Origin of the sequence: Gemmiger formicilis (assembly GCF_016900095.1) — a bacterium.
GTDB classification, from domain to species: Bacteria; Bacillota; Clostridia; order Oscillospirales; family Ruminococcaceae; genus Gemmiger; species Gemmiger formicilis_A.
In genome coordinates this window covers 1-16,119 of the sequence record NZ_JACJJP010000021.1, presented here as the reverse complement: position 1 = coordinate 16,119, position 16,119 = coordinate 1, and the positions used below count along the sequence as shown (strand labels likewise).

General features: G+C 51.6%; 16 protein-coding genes. 8 read left to right on the top strand and 8 right to left on the bottom strand.

Going from position 1 to position 16,119, the window contains the following annotated elements:
- Nucleotides 1-13: 13 nt before the first annotated feature.
- From H6B15_RS10420 to H6B15_RS10395, 6 genes are all read left to right on the top strand, one after another.
- Complete coding sequence (locus tag H6B15_RS10420; protein ID WP_204647925.1) at nucleotides 14-175, top strand: hypothetical protein; 162 nt, start codon at nucleotides 14-16, stop codon at nucleotides 173-175.
- A gap of 138 nt (nucleotides 176-313) precedes the next feature.
- Entirely contained in the window at nucleotides 314-511 is a 198-nt protein-coding gene (locus tag H6B15_RS10415; protein WP_243424372.1) for a hypothetical protein, read from the top strand.
- Between the two features lie 577 nt (nucleotides 512-1,088).
- Nucleotides 1,089-2,909 carry a recombinase family protein gene (locus H6B15_RS10410; RefSeq protein WP_204647924.1) on the top strand — a complete coding sequence of 607 codons (1,821 nt, stop codon included), beginning with the start codon at nucleotides 1,089-1,091 and terminating at the stop codon, nucleotides 2,907-2,909.
- A gap of 7 nt (nucleotides 2,910-2,916) precedes the next feature.
- The gene (locus H6B15_RS10405; RefSeq protein ID WP_204647923.1) at nucleotides 2,917-3,276 is read left to right on the top strand and encodes a sigma-70 family RNA polymerase sigma factor; all 360 of its coding nucleotides are present in this window, start codon (nucleotides 2,917-2,919) and stop codon (nucleotides 3,274-3,276) included.
- A 127-nt stretch (nucleotides 3,277-3,403) separates the two neighbouring features.
- Nucleotides 3,404-4,747, top strand: coding sequence for an alanine/glycine:cation symporter family protein (locus tag H6B15_RS10400; protein WP_204647922.1), 1,344 nt, complete (start codon nucleotides 3,404-3,406; stop codon nucleotides 4,745-4,747).
- A 404-nt stretch (nucleotides 4,748-5,151) separates the two neighbouring features.
- Nucleotides 5,152-5,382, top strand: a complete 231-nt coding sequence (locus H6B15_RS10395) for a helix-turn-helix transcriptional regulator (RefSeq protein WP_204647921.1) — start codon at nucleotides 5,152-5,154, stop codon at nucleotides 5,380-5,382.
- Nucleotides 5,383-5,897: 515 nt separating this feature from the next.
- On the opposite strand, the gene H6B15_RS10390 is transcribed toward H6B15_RS10395, so the two are convergent.
- The 7 genes from H6B15_RS10390 to gap form a co-directional block, all read right to left on the bottom strand.
- Complete coding sequence (locus H6B15_RS10390) at nucleotides 5,898-6,530, bottom strand: recombinase family protein (protein WP_204647920.1); 633 nt, start codon at nucleotides 6,528-6,530, stop codon at nucleotides 5,898-5,900.
- Nucleotides 6,531-6,736: 206 nt separating this feature from the next.
- Complete coding sequence (locus tag H6B15_RS10385) at nucleotides 6,737-7,579, bottom strand: Ltp family lipoprotein (protein WP_204647919.1); 843 nt, start codon at nucleotides 7,577-7,579, stop codon at nucleotides 6,737-6,739.
- Nucleotides 7,580-7,702: 123 nt separating this feature from the next.
- Nucleotides 7,703-8,362 (bottom strand): zinc ribbon domain-containing protein, encoded by a 660-nt coding sequence (locus H6B15_RS10380; protein ID WP_204647918.1) that lies wholly within the window; start codon nucleotides 8,360-8,362, stop codon nucleotides 7,703-7,705.
- Nucleotides 8,363-8,943: 581 nt separating this feature from the next.
- Nucleotides 8,944-10,128, bottom strand: a complete 1,185-nt coding sequence (locus tag H6B15_RS10375; protein WP_204647917.1) for a hypothetical protein — start codon at nucleotides 10,126-10,128, stop codon at nucleotides 8,944-8,946.
- Nucleotides 10,129-10,131: 3 nt separating this feature from the next.
- Nucleotides 10,132-10,797 carry an HNH endonuclease gene (locus tag H6B15_RS10370; protein WP_204647916.1) on the bottom strand — a complete coding sequence of 222 codons (666 nt, stop codon included), beginning with the start codon at nucleotides 10,795-10,797 and terminating at the stop codon, nucleotides 10,132-10,134.
- 243 nt (nucleotides 10,798-11,040) lie between these two features.
- Nucleotides 11,041-11,946, bottom strand: a complete 906-nt coding sequence (locus H6B15_RS10365) for a tyrosine-type recombinase/integrase (RefSeq protein WP_204647915.1) — start codon at nucleotides 11,944-11,946, stop codon at nucleotides 11,041-11,043.
- 148 nt (nucleotides 11,947-12,094) lie between these two features.
- Nucleotides 12,095-13,123 (bottom strand): type I glyceraldehyde-3-phosphate dehydrogenase, encoded by a 1,029-nt coding sequence (gene gap, locus H6B15_RS10360; RefSeq protein WP_204647914.1) that lies wholly within the window; start codon nucleotides 13,121-13,123, stop codon nucleotides 12,095-12,097.
- Between the two features lie 352 nt (nucleotides 13,124-13,475).
- Between gap and H6B15_RS10355 the strand changes: the two genes are divergently transcribed.
- Nucleotides 13,476-14,099, top strand: a complete 624-nt coding sequence (locus H6B15_RS10355; RefSeq protein WP_204647913.1) for a hypothetical protein — start codon at nucleotides 13,476-13,478, stop codon at nucleotides 14,097-14,099.
- Here H6B15_RS10355 and H6B15_RS10350 read toward each other — a convergent pair whose 3' ends face one another.
- On the bottom strand, nucleotides 14,100-15,860 hold the full coding sequence (locus H6B15_RS10350) for a tetratricopeptide repeat protein (protein ID WP_204647912.1): 1,761 nt from the start codon (nucleotides 15,858-15,860) through the stop codon (nucleotides 14,100-14,102).
- 30 nt (nucleotides 15,861-15,890) lie between these two features.
- Here H6B15_RS10350 and H6B15_RS10345 point away from each other — a divergent pair.
- Nucleotides 15,891-16,119, top strand: a 229-nt coding sequence (locus tag H6B15_RS10345; RefSeq protein WP_204647911.1) for a hypothetical protein, incomplete at its 3' end; no start/stop codon positions are given.

Genomic DNA, 16,119 nt, shown 5'->3' with positions numbered 1-16,119 from the left:
TGAGGAAAAATGTATGGTTTTAGAACTGGAACGGGCCTGCTACAACGAGATGGAGCGTGAGTCGATGGAATACTTTTACGCAGATGAGAAAGAACTCCAACGACAGCGCGAGCGGATTCGACAGTTGGAGAACATCTTGACAGAGAACGGCATTCCTGTTCCTGAAGAAAGTTGACCTGAGCTCTGCTGGCTGGCTTAGCTGGCAGAGCTTTTGCATGTGCCACAGGGGGTGTCGTTTTAGAGCGATGAGGTGTCGCTGGTTCTCCGGCAGGGTGTCGCTAAAACTCCGGCGATGCAGGTGGGGCTTTAGTGCGTGAAAGTGGTGCTCAAATCGCGTGCAGATGGGGCTGGGGTGGCGATTTTTGCAGTCCGGTATATTCGCCTGCCGGATCTGCTGGTGGAGATCTCTGTGGCCCGCGCCAACGGAACCTACCGGGATTACATGAAAAAGCTCAGGAAAGAGAAACTACTCATCCTGGATGAGTGGCTATTGCTGAATGCGTACGCCTAGGCTTTTTAACTCCATTTCATGTTTGTTTTTCATTTGTAGCACCTCAAGAATAAGGTAACAAAAATAGTGTGTGAAGTACCATAGATTTTGACTCAACATTGACTATATAAACGTGTTCTTTGAAAAAATCGTCAACATTGACAAAATGACAGGCTTATGGAAGAAATACAAAGATCGTTATAAAACCTAAAGCAAACAATGGAGGATTTTGAGTGATTTTCAACACTTTTATGATGCCGAAATGCGCAAAAAGATTGTATTCCTTAGGATACATACAGGAAAAAACAACTTGTGATGACCAGCATTATTGTGCGAAGAAAGGGAAGCGACTGTTTGCGCTATAGGCTATAAGCGGGTTCAATAAAAAGAAGCAGCCCACAAAACTGGGAAAGAACACGATGCTGTTTTAAATCCATTCATTGAAAAAACAGAAACTTTTCCGGAATCGAAACAACACGGTTACACAAATTTAATTGCCAAGATTTTTTACATATCTTGGCATTTTTTTGTTGTGTAAAACGTTACTTTCTGTTATACTACAATAAAGACTATCACTTAATACAGAAAGGAGCCCACCATGCCAAAGAACCAGGATGTTATTGCCATCTATTCCCGCAAATCCCGCTTTACCGGCAAGGGGGAGAGCATCGGCAACCAGGTGGAGCTGTGCCGGGCGTACATCCGCACCGCCTTCGGGGATGCCTATGCAGACGGGGCCAAGGTGTATGAGGACGAGGGCTTTTCCGGCGGCAACCTGAACCGCCCCGACTTCAAACGGATGATGAAAGCCGCCCGGGACCACCAGTTCAAGGCTGTGGTGGTCTACCGTCTGGACCGGATCAGCCGCAACATCAGCGACTTCTCCGCCCTCATCGAGGAACTGGGGCGGCTGGAAATCGACTTTGTCTCCATCCGGGAGAGCTTCGACACCTCCAACCCCATGGGCCGGGCGATGATGTACATTGCCTCGGTGTTCAGCCAGCTGGAGCGGGAGACCATCGCTGAGCGCATCCGGGACAACATGCACGAGCTGGCCAAGACCGGCCGCTGGTTGGGCGGCACCACCCCCACCGGCTACACCTCGGAGGCGGTCAAGACCATCACGGTGGACGGCAAGAGCAAGCGGGCCTGCAAGCTGAAGGTCATCCCCGAGGAGGCCGACATCGTCCGCAAGATCTACGACCTGTACATCGAGACCGACTCCCTCACTATGACCGAGGCGGAGCTGCTGCGCCAGCACATCAAGACCAAGACCGGGCGCAACTTCACCCGGTTTTCCATACGGGGGATTTTGCAGAACCCGGTCTACCTGATCGCCGACCAGGACGCCTACCAATACTTTGTGGAGAAGCAGGCCGACCTCTTTTCGGCGCCGGAGGAGTTCGACGGCGTCCGGGGCATTCTGGCCTACAACCGCACCGACCAGGAGAAAGGCCGGGCCACCGTCTATCTGCCCACCAGCGAGTGGATCGTCTCGGTGGGGCAACATCCGGGCCTCATCCCGGCCAAAACCTGGATCAAAGTGCAGGAATCCCTGGAGCGGAATAAATCCAAGGGCTACCGCAAGCCCCGCAGCAACGAGGCCCTGCTCACCGGGCTACTCTGGTGCCGCTGCGGCAACCGGATGTACCCCAAACTCTCCAAGCGATTTACGGCGGAGGGCAAGCCCATCTACACCTACGTCTGCAAGATGAAGGAGCGCAGCAAGCGCAGTCTATGCAACCGGCGCAACGCCCACGGTAATCTGCTGGACGCCGCCATCGTGGAGCAGGTCAAGAGCCTGGCCAGCAACGACAGCACCTTCCTGACCCAGCTGGAAAAGAGCAAGCGGTTTTACACCGGCAACCGGGAGGAATACGACAAGCGGCTGGAGGACCTGCGGCAGCAGCAGGCGGAGACCCAGCGCAAGATCAACGCCCTGGTGGATTCGCTGGCGGACTTCGGGGACAGCACGGTGGCCATCCATGTACGAAAGCGGCTGGAGGAGCTCCACGCCCAGGACACCGAGCTGCAGGCCCGCATCACTGAGCTGGAAGGGCTGACCGCCCAGCACGCTCTCAGCGGCATTGAGTTCGACCTCATGCGGCAGCTGCTCACGGTGTTCCGGGACGGCATCGACGAGATGACGGTGGAGCAGAAGCGGGCGGCCATCCGCACGGTGGTACGCAAGGTCATCTGGGATGGCCAGTACGCCCATGTGGTGTTGTTCGGCGCGGTGGACGAGGATGTGGACTGGCGGGATGCCGCCGACGTGCTGCCCGCCCTGGACATCCGCAATCCGGAGGGCGCCGAGGAGGACACCGAAGATCTGGAGCCCTTCGGGGACGTGGATTACGAGGAGGAAGAAACCTCGCACGATATTCCAGCCGAGACCCCTTGGGGTGAGGATAGCAAATGAGATCCGCATGCATCTGCGGCACATCCGGCGGGAAGGCACCGTGGTATCCTTGCAGGAGCCGCTGGAAGCCAGCAGCCGGGAAGGGGGCGCTTTGACCCTGGGGGATGTGCTGCCCGACGACGGGGTGATGGAGGACGACTGCGAACAACGGGACCTGGCCAGACGGCTGCGGGGGTTGGTGGCTTCCCTGCCCCAACGGGAACGGCGGATTCTGACCCTGCGCTACGGTCTGGACCGTCAGCCGCCCCTGACCCAGCAGCAGGTGGCCCAGCAATTCCACATCAGCCGGTCGTATATTTCCCGCCTGGAAAAGCGGGCCCTGCAGATGCTGAGCAGCCGTTGGCATGCCGGCGACCCGCCGCGATAAGCCGCAACCTGTATGTCATACAAATACACTTGACCTTTCTTCGCAATCATGGTATGCTAGGTATCGACGTTCTGTTTCGGGCAGGCGTTTTGGTGTAACAAATCGGATGAGAGGAATGGAAAGTATCATGCAGCAATTTACTGCCATCGTGACCCAGGCCAGCAACTTTCTGTGGGATTACATCCTTGTATTTCTGCTGATGGGAACCGGCCTGTTTTTTACCCTGCGTCTGGGCTTTATCCAGATCCGCCGCTTTGGGGAGGGCATGCGCCGTCTGTTCGGCGGATTCAGCCTGCACGGCAAGGCCGCCGGCAAGGACGGCATGAGTTCCTTCCAGGCATTGTCCACCGCGGTGGCGGCTCAGGTGGGCACCGGCAACATCACCGGCTGCGCCACCGCCCTGGTCAGCGGCGGCCCGGGTGCCCTGTTCTGGGTCTGGGTTTCGGCCTTTTTCGGCATGGCCACCATCTACGCCGAAGCGGTTCTGGCCCAGACATACAAGACCACCGTGGACGGCCATGTGACCGGCGGTCCCGCCTATTACATCCGCGCCGCCTTCAAGGGTAAGTTCGGCAAGTTCCTGGCCGGGTTCTTCTCGGTGGCCATTGTGCTGGCCCTGGGCTTTATGGGCAACATGGTGCAGTCCAACTCCATCAGCGATGCCTTCCACAATGCTTTCGGAATCAACCAGCTGGTGGTGGGCATTGTGGTGGCTGCCATCGCCGCCTTCATCTTTTTGGGCGGTGTGCAGCGCATTGCCGCCGTCACCGAAAAGCTGGTGCCCATCATGGCCATCTTCTACATTCTGGGCTGTCTGGTCATCCTGATCATGAACATCACTGCTCTGCCCGACGCCTTTGCCCAGATCTTTGTGCTGGCGTTTCGCCCCCAGGCCATGGCCGGCGGTGTGGCTGGTGTGACCGTCCAGCAGGCCATGCGCTTCGGCGTGGCCCGCGGGCTTTTCTCCAACGAGGCCGGCCTGGGTTCCACCCCCCACGCCCACGCCATGGCCAAGGTCAAGCGGCCCCAGGACCAGGGCGCCGTGGCCATCGTCAGCGTCTTCATCGACACCTTTGTGATCCTGACCCTCACCGGTCTGGTGCTCATCACCTCCGGCCTGGTGCCCACCGGCCTCAACGGCACCGCCCTCACCCAGGCGGCCTTCGCCCAGTCCTTCGGGGTGTTCGGGCAGGTGTTCATTGCGGTGTGCATGCTCTTCTTCGCCTTCTCCACCATCCTGGGCTGGTATTTCTTCGGCCAGATCAACTTCAAGGCCCTGTTCGGCTCCAAAGCGGTACCGGTGTACAGCGCCATCGTGGTGGCCTTTGTGCTCATCGGTTCCACGCTGAAGGTGGACCTGGTCTGGAAGCTGGCCGACTTCTTCAACGGCGTCATGGCCATTCCCAACCTGATCGCCCTGCTGGCCCTGTCCGGCGTGGTGGCGTCCATCGCCCGCCAGAAGGATGAGTAACCATACAGCCAAACAGCCCGTTTCCCTTGCCAGGGAAGCAGGCTGTTTTTATTGCCAGACAGCAGGGCCAGCACCGGCAGGAGCACTCCCGCCAGATACAGCCCCACCCCTGCCCAGCTCCACCGCGCCACTGAGGCCGCCCGCCGGGGACTTTTCCGCCGGTGATACAGATACAGGCCCAGCCCCAGGGGCGGCAGCAGAAAAGCCAGGGTGTTCAGCCCCTGGTGGGGCAGGTCCGGTTCCGGAGACACGGCCCCGGACCGGGTTGCATTCGGTTCGTCCTTCGTGGCCGGTTCCCCCTTTCGGAAATGATTTTCCTTCATTTTAGATAACATTTATCTAAAAGTCAATAGACAGAATCTATCTAGCCTATTCTTTTATGTAGAGAAAGGCAGGTGGATCCGATGACCAACCGCGTGAAGGAGCTGCGGGAAGACCACGACTACACCCAACAGCAGCTGGCCGAAAAAATCGGCATCACCCAGCGCAAATACAGTTATCTGGAAACCGGCACCCAGCCGCTGACGGCAGATTTTCTGGTGGCGCTGGCGGACATTTATGATGTGAGCATCGACTATATTCTGCTGTGCACCGACACCCCGCGGCGGTACCCGCCCCGCGGCGGGCGCAAGTGATCTTGCCACACGCAAAAAGCCCCCTTCGGTTGCATACAACCGAAGGGGGCTTCATTTCGTGTTTGAGGTTACTCGTAGCGCAGCTACGATTTTTTCCAACAATTGTCGTAGTTCACACCCCGCCGGAGCCTTGCAGCCGGGGCAAAGGGAAGGAAATTACGCAGCGGAATCACCAAAAATACACGATATATCGTTTGGGAGGAAGCGATTACAGCTCAGCGAAGTACTTAATGGTGCGGACCATCTGGCTGGTGTAGCTGTTCTCGTTGTCGTACCAGGACACGACCTGAACAATCGTAGATACGTTATTTTTAGCCCATTTTCTTCTGTTTTTCGCGTATTTTTCAGTTATCGTTACAGTAGCAGAAATGTTCGTTGTCGTACCAGTTTTCTGCAATTTTTATGGACAAATCGAACACGATTTCTAATCGATATTTTTGTTTCTGCAAATGAATCTGTATCAGCTATATGTGGCTCTATTAAAAATTCTAAGTTGAAATTTGTATATGTTATTCTTAAAGCATTCTATCAGCTTCATACTTTTTCACCAATCTGTAGAACGTTGGCTTAGTCAGTCCGGTTTCCTGCATAGCCGAGACTGCTGTAATATCCCCGTTCTTCCACTTGCCATATACCTTTCCCCAATTCTCAGGGAAGCCCTTTGCAGGCCGCCCAAACTTAACCCCTTTGTTCTTTGCAATTTCAATTCCTTGCTCTTGACGCTTATGGATGTTGGCCCTTTCTTTCTCTGCCGTATAGCTTAGAATCTGCAAGACCAAATCGGCAATGAATCGATTATCTAAGTTCTGACTACTCTGACTGGTGTCTAGCAACGGCATATCAAGCACCTTGATATCGGCGCCGATTTCGCTTGTTATATAACGCCATTGCTGATGAATTTCCGAATAGTTTCGCCCCAATCTATCAAGGGATAGAACAACTAGCAAATCCCCTCTGCGAAGCAATGGAGCTGTTTCCTTGGTGCCAACCAGCAAATTCCAATTCTTCCTATCGAAGTTCTTTCCGCTAGCCTTGTCGCACAGAATATTACGTTGCGGAATACCCGCTTGCTGCATCGCTACTATCTGTCGGTCAAGGTTTTGTTCTGTACTGCTTACCCGGCAATATCCCCACATGGTTTTTTCCATCTTATCGCCTCGCTTTCGATGGTCTCATTATAGCATATTCGTATCAAAATATCAACTTATATTTTGATACGTTTCATTTCTAAATATAGCATGTTTTGAAACTAAAATACACCCGCTTTTACTGCAAAAGCGGGTGTTTCTTTAAGTATACCTTTTGATACTCAAAATCAAATTGTCTGTACTATTTTTCGCTTCTTTACTGCATCTTAATATCCGTTTGCTTCTACACCATACAAAGCCTGCGAATATGTGAACCCTTCAAATTCTAACTGGTCAATTAACTCACTTCTCGAAAAAGATGAATACTCTAGATATTGTTGTGCTTTCAATGCCGCTTGTTCATTCCAGTCTGCCCCACAGTTATCTACTGCGTATGTTGCTTCACTTGTGCTAAAACCTTCGAATTCCAACTGGTCAATCAAGCCTGTATAAGAAAATGCCATGTATTCTAAGTAGTCGTGCGCCTTTTCCAGTGCCTGCTTCTCGCCAATAGTCGCCGACTCGGGGTCTTCCTCGCTTTCATCCAGTGCTGATTGAACTCTGTCTGCTAAAGACTGAGCTTTTTCGACAATAGAAGTTACCTCTGTTGGTTCTTCACTTGTTTTTATAAAAACTAGCATAGCACCTGCTGCGTCTTCATCATTTTCTAAGCAAAGACATCCCGCCAAATCTTTATTTTCCTTTGTCGATGAGTCAGATACTATTTCAGCATCAATTACAGTATCATTTTCGTCTTTTCTGCAAAACTGGTAATATGCTCCCTCTTTATCCTGTTTTATGTATTGCCAATTCAAATCAACTATTATAACTTCTTCGAAAGACAGCTTTGCAGTTCCATCTTCATATACACTTAAAATCGTATTTGATAAATCATCTTGCACTTCATTGCCTGTTTCATCAAAAGCCTTATTATATGCCCAAGTGCCAACAAGAACCTTTTCTCCATCAATTTTCTGAAATTTATTACTATCAAAATATAACCATACAGCAGCCAATATCAACACACACAACAATACTAGCGTTAGAATCTTTCTTTTTTTGTTTTCCATAATTTAATTCACGCCTTTTTAAACTTTATGACCTTATGTCGTCTATAAATGGCTTTTACTCTGGCCGGATAAGCAGCAAATCAATTCCATATATTCTATACAAAACCATTTTTTCCTTATTTCTTACGCTTGCTTTGTATAAAAGACTATGCCAGCATCCGTTCCGATACCTAAGCAGCCCCGCACTTCCTGAATATCATAATTATCTGACATCAGCTGGGCTTTCATAGTTGGTCCTATTCCATCAACGAAATTATAATATATTCCGTCCTCATCTTCGCTTACATAGCTCCACATAATATCTACACTTACGCTCTTATCTTGAAGCTTATAAATACTTCCCGTACCATCAGTATTAATACACACTCCGGTGGCCGAATCTGAAGCAGTATCTACAATATTTAATGTTTTACTTGTTTCATCGAAAGCATAACTAGCTTCCCATGTACCTACTATCATGTCATCAGGCGTATTAGTATTTTCTGCGACAGAATCCGATTCCTTGCTATTTTCCACTACTGTTGGTGTTTGTTCAGTATTACTACCACCCATCCGTCCGGAAATCCAAAAGGCAAGTAATATGACTATAATCCAGAACCACCACCGTCTGTAAATCGGCTTTTTGTTCTTTGCACCGCATTTGGGGCATCTTTTAGCACTTTTGGCCATTTGTCCACCACAAACTGGACAAATTTTCAATCCATTTTTTGTCCCACAGGAAGGACATTTTTTCTCTTTGCTATCAAATTCTATTCCACAGTTGGGGCAGGTGACATTTGCCATTTTCATCTACTCCTTATTCTTTTGTGCTCTATTATAAGTATATCATTTATACGCTTATTTTCCAATAACATTTTAGCTATATTACATTTTAAACCCATATAAATAAAAAGCAAAAAATAAAGACATTATTCATTTCTGTATTCTAAACAAAATAGAATAACGCCTTTTTATATTATATAAGCGAAATAAGTTGATTTCACTTTTTATTGTCTTCTTTTTCTCTATTATAAAATTCTGTCCTATCTTTTCCAGTTTATTCCAAGCCATTGTAGCCCCAAAGCGAAAATGGCAAAGGAATAAACAATAAGTTCTAATAAAGGCATTCTCCTGTTACTTTCCTATGATTCTTTTTTCTCCATGTATTCGCCCTTTGTTCGCTTACCTTTTGTAGGCCGCTTACAAAGGGCTTGAACCCTCAATAATACTTTCCCCGTTTTCTATTCTATTTTAGAATTTAACTATATAAATATTTTTATTCTTTTCTATAAATATATTTCTTTCTATAAGGAAAGCAATATAAATCTTAGATTTTATATAGAACGATTTTCTGTGTTTAGCAGGTCCAATTTGCTAACTAAAAATCAGCTATTTAGCCAATAGCGAAGAAGATTTCGCATCCTTTCAGATGGAATATAAATGTTGATTTCGTGTCCATCTCGAATTCTAGAGCGCCACATCCACTGTAAAAGTGAAGACAACGCATAATTGTCATCAGTCGTATTCACACCATGCGTATTCATATATTGTTTAATCACTGGGTTTAAAAACACATTTGGCGTATACGCCAGCACTTTTTTACTACGAAATTCATTGGTTCCTCTTGCATTGCAAGGCACAAATCCTAATGCGTACCCGTTTCCAGAAAGACTCCTCCTCTTTTCTTTAAAACAGGTCCACATATTATATATCGAACGAGAATGTTCTATATTCCTGAAAAAGTTATATAAGTTGTTTTTTAGAATGGATAGTTTTCCCCTATTCCTGCCAGCTCTAAACCACGTAGAGGACAGACTATCTCTTTGTTCACCAATATCATTCAAGTTTCCCTGATAAATCCGAACCAGTTCGGCCAGTGCAGTTCTAGTATCTGACTTATACCCTTGCAAAAGTCTCTGACTATCAACATGCCAGAATTCATACTCCAGACCTTCCATTTGGCAATAAGCATCCATCAAAGACCCTTGGAACATATGCGTCATGACAAATACATCATCGAACATTCTAAAAGCATCCGCCGGGAATTTCCATATAGTCTCCCGGTCTGAAATTCTTTCCAATGTTTTAGCCTGCATTAGTCTCTTGACATCTGAAAATAAGCCATTTTCATATTCTTCTCCAGACCACTGCCAATATCCATTAGAATCAACTTGAATCAAATTTTCTTCCGTTAATATGCGCCAATCATCCCTAGATAACTGATAAATCTTAATCAAATCTATAGCTTCATCTAGAAAAAGCGTATAGCCTTGCCGTTTTATTATGTCGTAGCTGTCACTTCCAATTTTCTTAAAAAGTTCGTGCGAAATACAAATATTGAATCCTTGGTTCATTAATACTTTAAAATGAGTGTATTTGCTGGGATATTTTCGTGCCTCAGGCATGCGGAATTCTAATTCAGGGCACTCATTAACAATTCTTTGGTTTTCCCCCAAATAGGGCGCCACATAAATGAATTTCTTATCCGGATTAGAATTCATATAATTGATAGCCGCACTAGTTTTTCCTGTTCCCATTAAGGAGTCAACAATTTTTAACAATATTTCCACCTCTCATCCTGTCAAACCGTGTGTTATATATTCTACATATCGCCATTTGCGTCCACCTGTACTTTTTCGCAGTCCACGGCAACACTTACTGATATTTGATTGATTACAACCTAAACTATTGGCCGCCTGAGCCATACAAGTCCACCGCCTTATGATGTTTCCTTTCATATCACATTCATAAATTGCTCGCCCTCGATTTGCTTTTGAAATTCTCATTCTTGTTCTAAGGCTTACAGCATGACCTCTATGACTTCTACTTTGCCTCTTTCGATGCATTCGTTGATTGCAGTTATACCTTGGTGTACCCCACTCAAGGTTTTCCAAACGATTGTTATCTCTTGTTTCATCCTTATGACATGCTTGATATCTCTGTGCATTTTCTATAGGTCTAAAGCTTAACAGTACCAATCTTTGAATCGGAAAACCTGAGCAACGTCCGTTATTACATAAATAATAATAAAGATATCCGCTCGTTTGTTCTTGCTCCGCTAGCAAAATATGCCTGTTTTTGCTCCAGCATCGTGCATGAGAACTTATCACATAGTTGGGGAATCCTTTGATTAAAGCCCACTTTTCGCCTTCCTCTAATTCAATATTTCCTTTTGCAATAGAATCAAATTCATATAAATCAACGATGTGTTCTTTATGAGTATATTGAATGTTATCCATTTTTTCCTTTCTGTATAAATAGTTCTTTTTTCTAAATATTTTTGTACAATTAGTATTATTTCATAAAAGAAAAATGGCCTGCTGCAAAGCAACCGCTTCGCAGAAGGCCTAAGTAAATCAGCTTTACATCTGTTTGGGCTGTGATATGATTATAGCACAGCCGTCCCCGTTTGTCAATGGCTTCTTAATTTTTTATTATACCACATTTAAATATTAATGTCAATATAAATTTAAAAAATATTTTTATAAATTCATAAGCGGGCTATACATCTCACCACGCTGTACAATGTCCATATCCTTTAGACCCTGTAAATATCGCTGTGTGATAGATATATTTGTGTGCCCCATGATACGGCTGAGACTATACAAGTCCAGGCCGTTTTTTAGTTGTATCTGTGCGAAAGTGTGACGGCAAGTATGCGGGCTAACTCTTATTGTATTAGAAACTCCCACCGCCTGTGCCGCTTGTTTTAGCATTCTAGCAACGGCTTCATCCGTCAACTGCTTTCCCGTCTTGCTTAGAAACAAATTATCATAGCGCTTCGGATGCTGTGCAAAATACCCCTGCCGTACGCGAAGATATTTCATCAACTGTTTACTTAGATAGGGGGATTTAGGGACCACCCGTTCTTTGTTCCCTTTTCCGTGTTTGACTATGATATATTTTTCTGCTACATCTTCTTGCTTCATTAGAATCATTTCATTGCATCGCATACCAGTATCGAACAAAAGCGCAATCATCGTTTTGTTCCGCACGCTCAGAAAATCATTTCCTTTGTAGAACCCTAAAAGGGCTTTGATTTCTTCTTCGCTGAATGTTTCAATCACCGTTTTGGGTTGATGGACATTTTTAACTTTATTTGTCACATTGGTAGAGATATAGCTTTCTTCTTCTAAATACGAAAACAGAACTTTGTACGCTTTCAACAAGTCGTTAACGTAGGCAGGCTTGCACCCGGCGGTCTGTTTCTCTCTCAGAAAGTTGCGTATATCTTTTGCCGTTACTTCCTCAACAGTTAATTTGTCTTTAGTTCCAAGATACAAATTTAGAAAAGACAGTGCAGCTCTATAGTTTCTAATTGTACCTTTCGTTAAGTGTCTACACTCACAGTCATACAAGAATTCTTCCATCGCATTTACAAACAACATAAAAAAGCCCCTCCTTCTGTTGCACAGAAGAAGGGGCGAAGCTGACGTATCGTTGTCGTAGCTGGTTCAGTATGTTCGTACCAGACGAGCGTTGAACCGTTACAGGAACAGCAGCTTTTTCTACGTTATATCGTTTGGGAGGAAGCGATTACAGCTCAGCGAAGTACTTAATGGTGCGGACCATCTGGCTGGTGTAGCTGTTCTCGTTGTCGTACCAGGACACGACCTGAACCTGATAGGTGTCGTCGTCGATCTTGGTGACCATGGTCTGGGTGGCGTCGAACAGGCTGCCGTAACGCATGCCGATGACGTCAGAAGAGACGATCTGGTCTTCGTTGTAGCCGAAGCTCTCGGAAGCAGCAGCCTTCATAGCGGCGTTGATGCTCTCCTTGGTGACGTCCTTGCCCTTGACAACGGCAACCAGGATGGTGGTGGAGCCGGTGGGGACGGGAACGCGCTGAGCGGAGCCGATCAGCTTGCCGTTCAGTTCGGGGATGACCAGGCCGATGGCCTTGGCAGCGCCGGTGGAGTTGGGAACGATGTTCTGAGCACCAGCACGAGCGCGGCGCAGGTCGCCCTTACGCTGCGGGCCGTCCAGGATCATCTGGTCGCCGGTGTAAGCATGAACGGTGGTCATGATGCCGGAGACGATGGGATAGGTCTTGTTCAGGGTGTCGGCCATGGGAGCCAGGCAGTTGGTGGTGCAGGAAGCAGCGGAGATGACCTGATCTTCAGCGGTCAGGGTCTTCTCGTTGACGGAGTAGACGATGGTCTTCAGGTCATTGCCGGCAGGAGCGGAGATGACGACCTTCTTGGCGCCAGCTTCGATATGAGCCATGCTCTTGGCCTTGGAGGTGTAGAAACCGGTGCACTCCAGGACAACGTCGATGCCCAGTTCGCCCCAGGGGCAATCCTTGGCGTCCTTGATGGCGTAGATGGTGATCTTCTTGCCGTCGACGACGATGTAGTCTTCGCCGGCTTCGACGGTGTGCTTGTGCTCACCGATCTTGCCCAGGAAAGAGCCCTGAGCGGTGTCGTACTTCAGCAGGTGAGCCAGCATAGCGGGGCTGGTCAGGTCGTTGATGGCGACGACTTCGTAGCCCTCAGCTTCGAACATCTGACGGAAGGCCAGGCGGCCGATGCGGCCAAAACCATTGATAGCAACTTTAACAGCCATAGTAAAATCCTCCCAAGATTTTGTTGTTTCGGGGCAGCTTGTCCGCCCCATCCTTGATGCGGTGACAGCACCGCATTTCGGTATGTTTCTATTGTACTCGATTTGCACAAAAACTGCAAGTGTGTTGTTATTATTTTAACACTAAATTTGAAAAATCATGCTATTTGGTCAAAAACAGGAGCCATTGCTCCCCCATTTTTCGGCGTTGTGTCCATGGCGGGCGGCCGGACACCCCGTCACCGCCGGGATTCCGGTGTCAAAAACCGGCGTGGCAGCATTTTCCGGGCGCAAGGGGGCCTCTTTCTGCATACAATAGCGCTGTTACCGTTTGTATTGGAAAGGAGGCGTACCCATGGACCAGCCGAACAGCGAAGCCCGGGCCCGTCTGGCGGAGCAGGCGGCCCGCCGGGCGCGCAGCGGGCTGGAGCCGGGCCCGGTGTTGAGCGGACTGCGGCTGCTGACCACGGCGGAGCTGCTCTGCCCGGCGCCGCCGCCCCGGCGTCCCGCCGACGCCGCCGCGGTGCTGGACGCCCTGTGCGGGGCGGTACAGGCGGGGGTGCGCCGCCGGGCTGGCTGGCTGTACGCCATGGTCTTTGCCCAGGAAGCCCTGCCGGTGGCGGTACACGGCCGGCTTTTGCAGGCTGCGGTGCTCTGTGTGCTGCGGGGGGCGCTGTACACCGGGGGCAGCCGGGCTGTGGTTCGCTGCCTGCCCCGGGAAGGCCAGATCCTGCTCTGCGCCCGGGGCGGGGCGGCGGCCCTGACCCCCGCCGACACCGTTCCTTTATGGAAAAGGCTGGCCGCCGAGGGCGGAGGTGCCGCGGTGTTCGGGGCGGGGCCGGTGTTTACGGCGGCGGCCCGGCTGCCCCTGTGTTCCGGCACCCCGGCCCCCTGCGCCACGGTGCAGGATCTTCTGCGGGACCGGTACGCCCTGCCCTATCTCTATCTGGGGGACTGGTTTGCCCAGCCCTGGGTGTGATCAACCGTTGCCCTCCAGCCGCTCCAGGGCCTGGCGAGCCTTCTCGCTGCCCCGGGCGGCGGCTTCCCGGTAGAGGCGGCGGGCCTGTTCCCGCTGTCCCAGGCGCTCACAGCAGCGGCCCCAGGCATACCGGGCTTCGATGACCCCTTGTCCGGCGGCCTTTTCGTACCAGCGGGCGGCCTCGGCGATATCCCGGGGCACTCCCTTGCCGGCCTCGTAGTTCATGCCCAGATACCACTGGGCCCGGCCATACCCCTGCTCCGCCGCCCGGCGATACCACCGGGTAGCCTCCGCGGCATCCGGTTCCAGGCCGATGCCGTTCTCGTAGCAGACGCCCAGGTTGCACTGGCCCCGGGGGCTGTCCTGCTCGGCGGCCGCCCGATACCAGGTCACCGCCCGGGCGGGGTCCTTGGCCACGCCGGACCCGCTTTCGTAGCACCAGCCCAGGTTGCACTGGGCCGGGGCGTATCCCAGCTCCGCCGCCCGGCGGTACCAGTCCACCGCCCGTTCCACGTCCCGGGGTACCCCGGTACCGGTTTCGTAGAGAAAGCCCAGCCGGTTCATGGCGGCTTCGCTGCCCTTTTCCGCCGCCCGCAGGTACAAGGCGGCGGCCTGTGCCGGGTCCCGGGGCAGGGCCCGGCCTTCCTCATAGCACTGGGCCAGGCAGTACAACGCCCGGCGATGGCCGTGTTCGGCGGCGGCCGCGTACCAGCGCACCGCCTCGGCGTCGTTGGACGCCACCCCAATGCCCTGCTGGTAACAGAAGCCCAGGTTGCATTCTCCGTCCGCTTCTCCCTGGTGGGCCGCCCGGCGATACCATTCCACCGCCGCGGGCTTGTTCTGTTCCACCCCGTCGCCGAACTCACAGCACAGCCCGAAGGCCACCTGGGCCGCCGCGTGGCCACGCCGGGCGGCGGCGCCATACCAGCAGGCGGCATCCGCGGCACTCTTTTCCACCCCGATGCCCTTCTCGTAACACCGGCCCAGGGCGTACTGGGCCCGGTCCAGGCCGGTTTCGGCGGCGCGGCGGTAGAGCCGGACCGCCCGCGCCGGGTCCTTGGGTACACCCCGGCCTTCCTCATACAATCCGCCCAGGCTCCACTGGGCGGGCGGATACCCCGCCGCCGCCGAAAGCCCGTACAGCTGCACCGCCCGGCTCTGGTCCGGCGTCACCCCGATGCCGTTGAGGTAACACACCGCCAGGCAGCACTGGGCCCGGGGCTCCTTTTGCAGCGCCGCCATACCGTACCAGTAGGCGGCGGCTTTTTTGTCCATGGGCACCCCTTTGCCGAACTCGTAGCACCAGCCCAGGTTGCACTGGGCCGGGGCAAAACCGTTTTCCGCCGCCTGCTTGTACAGAAAGACGGCGTTCTCCCAGCTCTGGGGACGGCCCTCTCCCTTTTCAAAGCAGAGTCCCAGCAGGCAGCGGCCGTCGTCGCTGCCCCGGGCGGCGGCCCGCTCAAAGCAGTCGGCGGCCTGGCGGAAGCTGCGCAGCGTTCCGCTGCCCCGGTGCAGGCGGCGGCCCTTCTCACACAGGCAGGCGGGGTCGTCCCCCTCGGCACCCCGGCAGCAAAAGCCGTAGGCCTGGCGCTGGTTGCCCGCCCGGGCGGCTTCCCGGCAAAGGCAGAGCCAGCCCTTGGGGGTGATCTCCTCCGGGTCGGCGGGCACAAAGGAGACGCCCCCGCACAGCGGGCAGACCGCCAGGTCCTCCCGCTGGGTCACAAATTCGCAATCCGGCGATTCGCACCGATACACTTCCATCGTTTTCCCTCCCCGGCCGACGGTTGCGGCATGGATTTTTCTTTTCAGTATATTCTTTTTTTCGGTGTTGCACAAGCGCGGCTCCGCCCCGTTTCGGCGCTCTTTTGGGCGCGGGGGGCGGGTTTTTGTTTGGTTTTGGGCTTTCGCTGTCCTGCGGCAAAAAGTGCGGGCGGCAGCGGCTATACTTCGGTCACAACCGCATATGAGGGAGGGAATCATACCATGCCGATTTTTACCAAAGACAAAACCCGCATACCCC